Below are 10,327 nucleotides of genomic sequence, written 5' to 3'. Positions count from 1 at the left end.
CCCTCCCCCTTCCCCTCCCCGTCACCGTCACCGTCCGGGCGCCCGTGCTGACGGGGCAGTTCGGCCAGGGCCACCAGCTCCTGCGGGGTGACCCCCTCCGGCACCGGAACCGGCGCCGGGGTGCGCAGCGGCGGCTGCCAGCCCTGCTCCGGATCGAGGCGGCGCACGACCTTGGCGGGCGCACCCGCGACCACCGCGTGGTCGGGCACCTCACCCCGCACCACTGCGCCCGCCGCGACCACCACGTTCCGCCCCAGCTTCGCGCCCGGCAGCACGACGGCGCCCGCGCCGATCCAGCTCCCGGAACCGATCTCGACCGGCGCGGTACGCGGCCACTGCTTGCCGACCGGCCGCGCCGGGTCGTCGTAGGAGTGGTTGGTCGAGGTGATGTAGACGTACGGGCCGCAGAACACGTCGTCCCCGACGCTGACCCTGGTGTCCGCGATGACATGACTGCCCCGGCCCAGTACGACACCGTTCCCCAGCCGCAGCACGGTCTCGGGCCCCAGATCCAGATCCGGCATCATCCCGGCCGTCAGCGTCACGTCCTGGCCGACGACGCAGTGGTCGCCCAGCTCGATCCACGGCGTGCCGAAGAGCGTCCCCTGCGGAAAGGCGAGCCGGGTGCCGGTCCCGATCCGGCGGAACGCGTACGGCCCGGGGTGCTCGGCCGTGACGGCGCCCAAGCGCTGCATCCGGCGCCAGATGCCGTGCACGGCGCGGGAGCTGAGGGACGAGAACGCGTTCTTGAGGGAGGGCACGCCGTCACGGTAGCGCCCCGGCGCTCGCCCGCCCCGGTGAGGTTCCTCACCAGTAACCTGCGGGCCGGGGTGCCGCACCTCAGGCGGGCGCGGGTCCCTCGCCGGCGGATGCCCCGCGGTGCTGCTTGGCCAACTCCACATACGCGAGCGCGTTGAACCGCACGCCCTCGCGCTCCTCCTCGGTCAGCTCGCGCCGTACCTTGCCCGGCACCCCGGCGATCAGTGAGCCGGGCGGCACGACGGTGCCCTGGGTCACCAGGGTCTGCGCCGCGACGAGGGACCCGGCGCCGATATGGGCACCGTTGAGCACGGTGGCCCCCATGCCGATCAGCACCTCGTCCTCGACGGTGCAGCCGTGCAGGACCGCGTTGTGGCCCACCGTGACGTGTGCGCCGACAGTGACGGGGAAACCCGGGTCGCCGTGCACCGTGCAGTTGTCCTGCACATTGCTGCCCTCGCCGAGCACGATGGGGCCTGCGTCGGCCCGCAGTACGGCGCCGTACCAGACGCTCGACCCGGCAGCCATGGTGACCTCACCGGCGACAACGGAGGTCGGCGCGTTGAACGATTCGGGGTGCAGTTCGGGTTCCTGTCCGCCGACCGTCACGATCAGTCCGCGCTCTGCCACCACTCTGCTCTCCTTCTCGGGGTGCTGCTGAGGGGGTGCCCCCTGCGGTACGTCGCAGGCTTGCGGATTCTCCCCCAGCCTTCGGCCGGGAGGTGCCCCCAGGCCGCTCGCGCAGTTCCCCGGGCCCCTTAATGGCTGCCCCGCAAGCTCAGTCAGCGACCGGCGCCGGTTCGGGATCCTCCGAGACATCCTGGGCGGCAGCAGCCTTCGCCGCGCGGCGCTTGACGATCACCATGGACCCGAGACCGATCAGCACGGCGACCACCAGCCCGAGCCAGGAGAAGCGCTTGAGCCACGCCTCGGCGACGATGCCGACGTAGTAGATGACCGCGGTCGTACCGCCGGCCCACACCACGCCGCCCAGAACGTTCGCCGTCAGGAACTTCCAGTACGGCATCTTCAGCACGCCCGCGAGGGGACCGGCGAAGATGCGCAGCAGGGCGATGAAACGGCCGAAGAAGACGGCCCACATGCCCCAGCGCTGGAAGGAGCGCTCGGCTGTGGCCACATGGCTGGGCCCGAAGTGCTTGGGGAACTTCCTGCCCAGCCAGTCCAGCAGCGGCTTGCCGCCCTTGCGCCCGATGGCGTACCCGATCGAGTCACCCACGACGGCGCCGACCGTGGCGCACGTGCCCAGGACCAGCGGATCGATATGTCCCTGCTGCGAGGCCAGCAGTGCGGAGCTGACCAGAACGATCTCTCCGGGCAGCGGAATGCCGAGGCTCTCCAGCCCGATGACCACCCCCACCAGGAGGTAGACACTGACGGCCGGGACACTCTCCAGCCACTCCTGGATGTGCAACTGCGGCTTCCTCTCATGACATCTGGGCACGAGCTGTCATGGCAGCACGATTCGGAAGCCTACTCGAAAGCACGGCCGCACCGCGCCTCCAGGTCAGTCGTTGGGCCGCAGTGTCCACACGACGGTCATCTCGCTGGTCACGGCGCCGTCCGCACGGCGGAGCGCGACCTTCACCGGGAATTCGGGGCGCTGCCCGTTGTCCAGCTCGGCTATCACCTCGGCCGCCGGGCGGCCCAGCTCGGCGGTGGCGGTGAGGGCGCCCTTTGCGAGCTTTTTGAAGTCCATCTCCGCACGCACCGGCAGCGGCACGGCGCGGGAGAGCTGGTCGAGGAACGCGGCCAAGGTCACCGCGCCGCTGGCGGACTCGGCGAGCGTGAACATCGCACCGGCATGCGGACCGCCCACATGGTTGTGGTACTCGCTCTGGTCGGGCAGCGAGACGACGACCCGCTCCGGCGAGGTCTCCAGGTACTCGAGGTTGAGAGTGCGGGCCATGGGCACGGAAGCCCTCATCAGCTCGCCGATGTCCGGCTGTGACTGTGTGGTCATGCCCGCACGTTACCATCGGGTAACTCCAAGCGGGAGGGGCGATCCTTCCCGCTTCCGACCCATTCTTGTAGCGGGTGGATACCGATATGTGGGCTCCCGTGGTCGACGCGAGGGGCGCACCATAGGCTTATCGGCCATGTGGCCAGGACAGCAGCAGCCCGGGGGCGAGCAGAACCCGCAGCAGCCGAACCCGTATCAGCAGCCCGGCTACGGGCAGCCGAACCCGTACCAACAGCCCGGCTATGGGCAACAGCCCTCGGGCCAGCAGCCCGGCTACGGGCAGCAGCCGCCGCCTGGTCAGCCGCCCGGCTACGGGCAGCAGGGCGCACCGTCGTACCCGTACGGACAGCAGCCGGGCGGCCCCGGCCAGTCGGGGCAGTGGGGTCCGGCGAGCGTGCCCGGCGGCCCGCAGACGCCCAAGAGCGGCGGGGGCGGTGATCGGAAGAAGACGGTCATCATCTCGATCGTCGCTGCGGTGGCGGTCATCGCGGCGGCCGTGACAGGCGTCGTCGTGCTGGGTGGCGACGACGAGGGCGGCAAGAAGAACGAGGCCGACAAGTCCGCATCGCCGTCGAAGAAGACCAAGCCGGAGAAGAGCAAGTCCGCCGAGCCGGGAGGCGGCGGAGCCTCCAAGGACCCGTCGGACCCCGTGATCAAGGGCTGGCAGACGGTCGTCAACCCGAAGTGGTACTCCGCCTTCGACGTACCGGACAACAAGGACTGGACGCTCGCGGGCGAGGGCACCATCACCGGCTTCGAGAACGACAAGGGCAAGGTCCTGGTCGCCATGTCCTCACCCGCCTACTTCAAGGACAACTGGTGCAAGGAGAGCAGCCGCGCCGCTGTCGGCACCAAGGGCGCGCAGGGCTCCAAGGACACCAAGGAGGCGGCGCGGATAGCGGCCGGCAACTTCGCGATCGCCGGCTACGACCAGAAGCAGAAGGGCACTCTGAAGGTCTCCAAGGCCAAGCCGTTCCAGAGCAAGCACGGCATCAAGGGCCACACCGCCACCGCGAAGGTCACCGGAGCGCCCAAGGAGGACAAGTGCGCCACCAGCGCGGGCAAGGTGGTCACTGCCTCCTGGATCAACTCCAACGGTGACCTGGCGATCTGGGTCCTCTACACCGACGCGGGCGTCAAGGACGAGCTCTCGGACGCCACCATCAAGAAGATCATGGGCAGCCTCCGCGACTACGACGGGGGCGGGAACGAGCCCCGCGGCTGACCCGCACCGCCGCGCGCGGTCCCGGCCCAGGACGGCGCCTTCAGCCGATGCTGAAGGCGCCGTCCGGCGGTTCGGGGGACGGTACGGCGTCGCCGTCCTCGACCGCGCGCACCCCGCGCGTCAGGCGTTCCAGCGCCGCGCCGTGCTCGACCCGGGCGGGGAAGGGATCCGCCGAACAGCGCCGGGCCAGCTCCGGCAGCGGCTGTTCGTGCCGTGAGGCGAGCAGCACGATGTTGCCGAACCGCCGCCCGCGCAGCACCGCGGGCTCGGCGACCAGCGCCAGCTGCGGGAAGACAGCGGCGAACGTGGCCAGTTGGGAGGCGAGGAAGCGGAACGGCGCCGCGTCGGCGAGGTTGGCCACATACGTGCCGCCCGGCCGCAGCACCCGCACCGCCTCCCTCGCGTACGACAGCGTGGTCAGATGGGCGGGCACACGGGAGCCGCCGTAGACGTCGGCCACCACGATGTCCGCGCTGCCGGGCGCCGAGGTCTCCAGCATGGCCCGCCCGTCCGCCGCCTCGACAGCGATGTCGGCGCCCGCGGGCAGCGGAAGGTGCTCGGCGACGAACGCGGTCAACTCCGCGTCCGGATCGGCCACCCGCTGCCGGGAGCCTGGACGGGTCGCGGCGAGATAGCGGGGCAGGGTGAGGGCTCCGCCGCCGAGATGGATCACGTCCAGGGGCGCGCCCGGCTGCGCTGTCACATCGAGCAGGTGGCCGACCCGGCGCGCGTACTCGAACTCCAGGTGCTCGGGCGCGTCCAGATCGACATACGACTGCGGCGCACCGTCGACGGTCAGCAGCCAGGCGCGCGCCCGGTCGACGTCCGGCATCAGCTTGGCCGTGCCGCCCGCGACGGCTCGGGTGCGGGGTATCTGCTCTCCGTCGGCGTCGGTGTCCACCGCTCCATTGTGGAGTCCGGTCGGCGGTTCACAGCACCCCGGGCAGCGGCACATAGGTGTCGACGGCGTCCAGCAGTGCCTCGATGGTGCTCTGCCACCGCTGGTCGCCCTCCAGTGCGCGACGGGCTGAGACCCGGACGGCCGGCAGCGTCTCGCCCGCGAAACCGTGCGCCGTCAGCTGCGCCCGCACGTCGGCCTCGACCAGGTCCGTCAGCTCGTCGTTGCCCGCGTCGGCCATGGTGAGGGCCACGACGAGGTGCACCAGTCCGCTGCGGCGCGCGAGCGAGAGGTGGCCGGCGGTGCCCGGCCGTACGCCCTCCAGTGCGGAGACGACGAGCACTGCCCCGTCCCAGTAGTCCAATAGATCAGGATTCAGGGGATGTTCCGGACTTTCCGGCGGATCGATCAGTGTGTAGCGCCGGGTGTCGGTCTCATAGCGGAATCGTCGTCGCCGCCGTCCCGGAGTGGCGGGCGAGCGGGACTCCGCGTACACAGGAGGACGAGGACAGGAGGTGCCGGGCGCGTGGGCCGCGGCCAGCGCGGCCGCCAGGGTCGTCTTGCCGTGCCCCGGGTGGCCCAGCGTGCCGATGGTGAGGTGCGGAGTGGTGTGCGGGTGGGTGTGGCCTGACATGGGTGCCCTCCTGGACCGGTGCGGGACGAGGCGGACCCCATGGGGTGACCGACCCTCCCCTGTGGGGTCCTCGGTCGGTCCGGGAAGGGTCAGCTTCGGCAGAGGCGGACGCCGGGAGGGAGGGGGCGGACACACACGCCCCGGGTCGGGAAGAGGACAGCCCGCGAGGCGGCCGCGACCGCGGCCGGAGCACAGAGACGGGACTGCCGGAACACCGATCGATCATCACGCGCCGGAAGCCGGACGTCGAACGGTTTTCGACGTCCTCCGGCCGAACCCGCCCGCAGTGGCCTCAACCCCAGGTGAAAGCCGGGGTGGACGGCGGGCGAACACCGCTTCGCAGCGGCATATTACGGGCTTTCCGTACAGCCTCGAACGGCGGAGTCGCCGGTTCGTCGGTTACGCTCCCAGCGTGCCCGTCCCCGCCACGCAGCCAGCCGGACTCCCCGGCCGTCTCACCCGGACGCTGCTCTCCCCCTGGTCCCGTCTCGCCCTGCTCGCCGTACTGCTGTGCGGCGCCGCGACGGCGATGCTGGTGTACGAGCCGCAGCACGCGCTGACCCACGCCTGGTCCCCGCAGGCCGCCGGCGGCGCGGCCCTCGCCCTGTTCGGCGCCGCTTATGGGCTGTGCACCGCGGCCTTCGTCCCGCGTCCCGTGCTCAATGTCGCGGCGGGTGTCCTCTTCGGTGCCCAGGCAGGCACCTTCTCGGCGACGGCCGGCACGGTGATCGGCGCGGGCATCGCCTTCGGACTCGGCCGGCTGCTGGGCCAGGACGCGCTGCGCACGCTGCTTCGCGGCCGCTGGCTCTCCGCCGCCGACCGGCAGTTGAGCAGCCACGGCTTCCGCTCGATGCTGGTGATCCGGCTGCTGCCGGGCGTACCGTTCGCGGCCTCCAACTACGGCGCCGCCGTCTCCCGGATGAGCTGGCCCGCTTTCCTGAGCGCGACGGCGCTGGGCTCGGTGCCCAACACCGCGGCGTACGTCATCGCGGGCAGCAGCGCCGCCAAGCCGACCTCGCCGGTCTTCCTGGCCTCGTTCGGCTTCATCGCGCTCTCCGGGCTGGCGGGCGGCGTCGTCGCCTGGCGCAAGCGCGCCCATCTGAGGGGCGGCGCACCGAGTGCGGAGGACCGGCCCGATGTGCCGTCCGACGCGTGCTCCACGGCCGTACGCGAGCCGGTCTCCCACCACTGACCCCGACTACCACAGGGACGAGCCCCGCCGCAGATGTCTTGGTTTGAATCCTTCGTCCTCGGACTCGTCCAAGGACTCACCGAGTTCCTTCCGATCTCCTCCAGCGCTCATCTGCGGCTGGTCGCGGCCTTCGCCGGCTGGCACGACCCGGGCGCGGCGTTCACCGCCGTCACCCAGATCGGCACCGAGGCGGCCGTGCTGATCTTCTTCCGCAAGGACATCGGCCGTATCCTCGCGGCCTGGTTCCGCTCGCTCTACAGCAGCGAGGCCCGCCGGGACCACAACGCGCAGATGGGCTGGCTCGTCATCGTCGGCTCCCTCCCGATCGGTGTGCTCGGGCTGGCGTTCAAGGACCAGATCGAGGGCCCGTTCCGCGATCTGCGGCTGATCGCGACGACTCTGGTGGGGCTGGGCATCGTGCTGGGCATCGCCGACCGGATGGCGGCGCGCGACTCCAAGGGCGGCCGGCACCGGGCACGGCCGGAGCGCAAGTCCCTCGAACAGCTCACCGTGCGGGACGGCCTGCTCTACGGTTGCGCCCAGGCGCTGGCTCTGGTCCCCGGAGTGTCCCGGTCCGGCGCCACCATCAGCGGCGGCCTGTTCATGGGCTACCGGCGCGAGGCGGCGGCCCGCTACTCCTTCCTGCTTGCCGTTCCCGCGGTGCTCGCTTCCGGTCTGTTCGAGTTGAAGGACATCGGCGAGGGCCATGTCTCCTGGGGGCCGACGTTCTTCGCCACGGCGCTGGCGTTCGTGGTGGCGTATGCCGTCATCGCATGGTTCATGAAGTTCATTTCAACGCGCAGCTTCATGCCGTTCGTGATCTACCGGATCCTGCTGGGGCTGGCGCTGTTCGCGCTGATGGCGGCAGGTCTGCTCAGCCCGCACGCGGGTCAGTCGGTGGGCTGAGCCGCCGGGCCGGTACGTGATCAGCGGCGCTGCTCCCGCTCCTGTGCGCGGCGGCGCCTGAGCACCAGCAGATCGATGGCGGCGCCCAGCGTCAACGCACCGCAGACCGCGGCCAGCACCATGAGCACCCGGTCGCTGGGGGAACTGTGGCTGCCGGAGGAGGCGGCCCACCAGGCGAACAGCGCCGTGGCCGCGGCGAAGAACGGCACTCCGATGGACGACAGCAGCGTTCGTAGCCAGATGTCGCTGCGTGCGGTCAACGGCTCCGTACCGGAGCGGGGGCGGCGGGAGCGGCGGCCGTCGTTCCGGTGCGGTCCTGGCTGCGGTGGCTGGGACACGGGAGCTGCCTTTCTGCGGTGGACTTCCCCCATGGCTTCCGGCGGACTCCCCCATGATTCCGGGGCGTTCCCCAAACCGCGCGCAGACGCGCCAGGCCCCGGCGGCTCACAGTCCGGGCAGCGTGTCCTGGTCGACCTCGCGCTGGGGCGGTGTGGGCGCGGTGCGCACGGCCAGCTTGTGCCGGCAGTCGGGGCCCAGCCCCCACAGCCGGGAGGCGCGGTCGCGCAGCGGCTGCCCGCACATACGGCACAACACCCGCAGCGCCGCGACCGGCTCGCTGCCGGGCAGTACGGCCTCCGCGGCGAGCTTTGTGCCCTCGGCCCGGCCCGGCCTGTGCTCCGTGTCCATGCGCGGCCCCCTTCCCGTGCCCTGGCGCGGTGCCCTGGCACGTCCCCGGCGCAAGCACCGTACCAACCCGTACCAACACGGACACCCGGCCGGACTAGTCCGAAATGCGCCTGATATCGCAGCGCCGTCACGGTGGGCGTGGAGACAACAACCCACCCCTCTCTCGGGAGCGCACATGCGAATCCGTACCGCCATCACCGCGGCCACCCTCGGCGCTGTCGCCCTGCTCGGCTCAGCAGCGGGCACAGCGGCCGCCCACGAGGGCCCCAAGAACCACAGCAAATCGCCGGGCTCTGTGAACCTCGGTCTGAATGTCTGCGGCAACCCCCTGCTCATCCCGGTGCTGAGCCCGCCTGTTCAGAACTACTGCAAGAACAAGTTCTGAGGTCTCAGGATCCAGTTCCTGGGACCGGGGTCTCAGGACCAAGCTTCAGGACACCGCAAGTGCACGTCGGCCGTCGGACCCCGTCCCCGCACCGTGCGGGCGGCGGGGTTCCGTCGGTTCGCGGCGAGCGATCCGGCCAGTCACGGTGGTGCCGGGTGGGACGAGGACTGCCACACTGGGCCGCATGGAGAACTTCTACCGTGGTCCCGCGACCCTGCTGACCGGAGCCGCCGAGGTGCCGGTCGACGTGGCGCTGTTCACGGAGACCACCGGCCCCGGAACCGCGTGGTCGGGCACCGTCAGGCCGGAGGGCGAACAGCGGCTGTGGACCGAGCTGGAGGGCGACACGGCGCGGCTGCGGCTGGCCGACGGGCGCATCTGCCAGGTCACCATCCTGGGCAGCGGGTTCGGGCCGGTCGAGGTGGCCGGCGAAGGGCCGCTCCCGACCCAGCCGTAGCCGCACCCCTCGCCCCGCCAGGGGGCCGGACCGTCCGCCGCCTGGCACCCCGATCATCCTCGGGGTGTCACCTGACAGGGTGATACGGCCCGTCGCCGTACTCCCCTGGCTGTACATCAAGACGGTGCCGTCAGGTGACGACAGCTCATCGCGCGCGCGGAATGGTGGAGGGCATGAACCCGATGCCCAACCCGCTCCGCATGGACCGGATATGAGCGCGCTGACCATGGCGGTGCTGCTGTCCCTGGTGTCCGCCATCAGCTATGCGCTGGCCGCGATCGTGCAGGAGCGGATCGCCACGACGACAGCACCGAGCCGATGGGGGCTGCTGCGCTCCGGTATGTGGTGGACCGCGGCCGTGCTCCAGGGCGCCGGTGCGTTGCTGCACGTGGTGGCGCTCGGCCTGGGGCCGCTGACCGTCGTCCAGCCGCTCGGCGTGCTCACGCTCGTCCTCGCAGCCCCGATGGCGGCTCTGCTGGGCCGGCGCCCCGTGGCGGCGACCGCCTGGCGGGGCATCGCCCTCGTCTCGGCAGGGCTGGCCGGAATCCTGCTGCTCACCGGTGACCGGGGTGCCGACTCCCTGGACGGCGGCGGCCAGTTCGTTCTCGCGGGCTGTGTGCTGGGCTCCCTCGCGCTGCTGGTGGGTACGGCGACGGCAGTACAGCGGCTGGGGCACGGCCGGCCCGGCAGCCGCGCCGTCGCGCTGCGGAGCGTGTCGCTGGCGCTGGCCGCCGGGGTGGCGTACGGCGCCGCCTCGGTCTTTGTGAAGACGCTCGCCGACGGCTGGACCTCTGCTCCGCCGGCCACCTTCGTGCCGCTGGCGGTGCTGACGGTGGCGCTGGCCACTGCCGGGCTGGCCAGCTCGCAGGCGTCCTACCGGGACGGCGGACTGGCCACGCCGCTGGCGACCGCCACCGTGGCCAACCCGGTGGTCGCAGCAGCCGCGGGGATATTCCTGCTGGGCGAGGGCTTCCGGTACGGCGCGGTGGGCACGGTGCTGGCACTGGGCGCCGGTGCGCTGGCCGCCTGGGGCCTGGTCGTACTGACGTCCGACAGCGCCCGGCAGGCACGCGCGGAGCAGACGCCCCGGCCCAGCACCGGGGAGCCACGGCCGCGGAGCACCAGCGGAACGGGACGGCCCGCAGAGGCCGACTTCACGGTGCAGCAGGTGCCGGAAGCGGCGCCCCGCGCGGTGGTCGTCCC

Annotated in this window: 14 protein-coding genes; 6 read left to right on the top strand and 8 right to left on the bottom strand. The window is 71.6% G+C overall.

What is annotated here, in order from left to right; all coding sequences use genetic code 11:
* From ITI46_RS30630 to ITI46_RS30615, 4 genes are all read right to left on the bottom strand, one after another.
* The coding region (locus tag ITI46_RS30630; RefSeq protein ID WP_307808390.1) for an acyltransferase at positions 1-761 on the bottom strand (761 nt) is incomplete at its 3' end.
* Positions 762-840: 79 nt separating this feature from the next.
* Positions 841-1,389 carry a gamma carbonic anhydrase family protein gene (locus ITI46_RS30625; RefSeq protein WP_209243186.1) on the bottom strand — a complete coding sequence of 183 codons (549 nt, stop codon included), beginning with the start codon at positions 1,387-1,389 and terminating at the stop codon, positions 841-843.
* A 148-nt stretch (positions 1,390-1,537) separates the two neighbouring features.
* Positions 1,538-2,191 (bottom strand): DedA family protein, encoded by a 654-nt coding sequence (locus tag ITI46_RS30620; RefSeq protein ID WP_209243185.1) that lies wholly within the window; start codon positions 2,189-2,191, stop codon positions 1,538-1,540.
* Between the two features lie 93 nt (positions 2,192-2,284).
* On the bottom strand, positions 2,285-2,740 hold the full coding sequence (locus tag ITI46_RS30615; protein WP_209243184.1) for a DUF4442 domain-containing protein: 456 nt from the start codon (positions 2,738-2,740) through the stop codon (positions 2,285-2,287).
* Between the two features lie 136 nt (positions 2,741-2,876).
* Here ITI46_RS30615 and ITI46_RS30610 point away from each other — a divergent pair, with 136 nt between their 5' ends.
* Complete coding sequence (locus ITI46_RS30610) at positions 2,877-3,965, top strand: DUF8017 domain-containing protein (protein ID WP_209243183.1); 1,089 nt, start codon at positions 2,877-2,879, stop codon at positions 3,963-3,965.
* A gap of 40 nt (positions 3,966-4,005) precedes the next feature.
* On the opposite strand, the gene ITI46_RS30605 is transcribed toward ITI46_RS30610, so the two are convergent.
* Both ITI46_RS30605 and ITI46_RS30600 read right to left on the bottom strand, forming a co-directional pair.
* Positions 4,006-4,797, bottom strand: coding sequence for a spermidine synthase (locus ITI46_RS30605; protein ID WP_247746839.1), 792 nt, complete (start codon positions 4,795-4,797; stop codon positions 4,006-4,008).
* A gap of 97 nt (positions 4,798-4,894) precedes the next feature.
* Positions 4,895-5,497, bottom strand: a complete 603-nt coding sequence (locus ITI46_RS30600; protein ID WP_209243181.1) for a GTP-binding protein — start codon at positions 5,495-5,497, stop codon at positions 4,895-4,897.
* Between the two features lie 412 nt (positions 5,498-5,909).
* On the opposite strand from ITI46_RS30600, the gene ITI46_RS30595 reads away from it, so the two are divergent.
* Both ITI46_RS30595 and ITI46_RS30590 read left to right on the top strand, forming a co-directional pair.
* Positions 5,910-6,689, top strand: coding sequence for a TVP38/TMEM64 family protein (locus ITI46_RS30595; protein WP_209243180.1), 780 nt, complete (start codon positions 5,910-5,912; stop codon positions 6,687-6,689).
* A gap of 33 nt (positions 6,690-6,722) precedes the next feature.
* Entirely contained in the window at positions 6,723-7,595 is an 873-nt protein-coding gene (locus ITI46_RS30590) for an undecaprenyl-diphosphate phosphatase (RefSeq protein ID WP_209243179.1), read from the top strand.
* Between the two features lie 20 nt (positions 7,596-7,615).
* Here the strand turns inward: ITI46_RS30590 and ITI46_RS30585 are convergent, their stop codons facing one another.
* Both ITI46_RS30585 and ITI46_RS30580 read right to left on the bottom strand, forming a co-directional pair.
* Entirely contained in the window at positions 7,616-7,933 is a 318-nt protein-coding gene (locus tag ITI46_RS30585) for a DUF6343 family protein (protein ID WP_209243178.1), read from the bottom strand.
* 106 nt (positions 7,934-8,039) lie between these two features.
* Positions 8,040-8,282, bottom strand: a complete 243-nt coding sequence (locus ITI46_RS30580) for a DUF6011 domain-containing protein (protein WP_247746836.1) — start codon at positions 8,280-8,282, stop codon at positions 8,040-8,042.
* 175 nt (positions 8,283-8,457) lie between these two features.
* Here ITI46_RS30580 and ITI46_RS30575 point away from each other — a divergent pair, with 175 nt between their 5' ends.
* The 3 genes from ITI46_RS30575 to ITI46_RS30565 form a co-directional block, all read left to right on the top strand.
* A complete protein-coding gene (locus ITI46_RS30575; RefSeq protein WP_247746835.1) occupies positions 8,458-8,667 on the top strand; it encodes a chaplin in 210 nt (69 codons plus the stop codon).
* A gap of 184 nt (positions 8,668-8,851) precedes the next feature.
* Positions 8,852-9,124, top strand: coding sequence for a hypothetical protein (locus ITI46_RS30570; protein ID WP_209243177.1), 273 nt, complete (start codon positions 8,852-8,854; stop codon positions 9,122-9,124).
* 211 nt (positions 9,125-9,335) lie between these two features.
* A partial coding sequence (locus ITI46_RS30565) for a DMT family transporter (protein WP_209243176.1) occupies positions 9,336-10,327 on the top strand: 992 nt, incomplete at its 3' end.

The organism is Streptomyces oryzae, from assembly GCF_017676365.1.
GTDB classification, from domain to species: Bacteria; Actinomycetota; Actinomycetes; order Streptomycetales; family Streptomycetaceae; genus Streptomyces; species Streptomyces oryzae.
The sequence above is the reverse complement of the archived record's forward strand: the minus strand, read 5'-3'. Positions and strand labels throughout refer to the sequence as shown.

Coding starts and splice junctions, on each gene's coding strand:
- ITI46_RS30615 (WP_209243184.1), bottom strand. CDS start 2,740: ATGACCACACAGTCACAGCCGGACATCGGCGAGCTGATGAGGGCTTCC.
- ITI46_RS30610 (WP_209243183.1), top strand. CDS start 2,877: ATGTGGCCAGGACAGCAGCAGCCCGGGGGCGAGCAGAACCCGCAGCAG.
- ITI46_RS30605 (WP_247746839.1), bottom strand. CDS start 4,797: ATGCCGGACGTCGACCGGGCGCGCGCCTGGCTGCTGACCGTCGACGGT.
- ITI46_RS30600 (WP_209243181.1), bottom strand. CDS start 5,497: ATGTCAGGCCACACCCACCCGCACACCACTCCGCACCTCACCATCGGC.
- ITI46_RS30590 (WP_209243179.1), top strand. CDS start 6,723: ATGTCTTGGTTTGAATCCTTCGTCCTCGGACTCGTCCAAGGACTCACC.
- ITI46_RS30580 (WP_247746836.1), bottom strand. CDS start 8,282: ATGGACACGGAGCACAGGCCGGGCCGGGCCGAGGGCACAAAGCTCGCC.
- ITI46_RS30575 (WP_247746835.1), top strand. CDS start 8,458: ATGCGAATCCGTACCGCCATCACCGCGGCCACCCTCGGCGCTGTCGCC.
- ITI46_RS30570 (WP_209243177.1), top strand. CDS start 8,852: ATGGAGAACTTCTACCGTGGTCCCGCGACCCTGCTGACCGGAGCCGCC.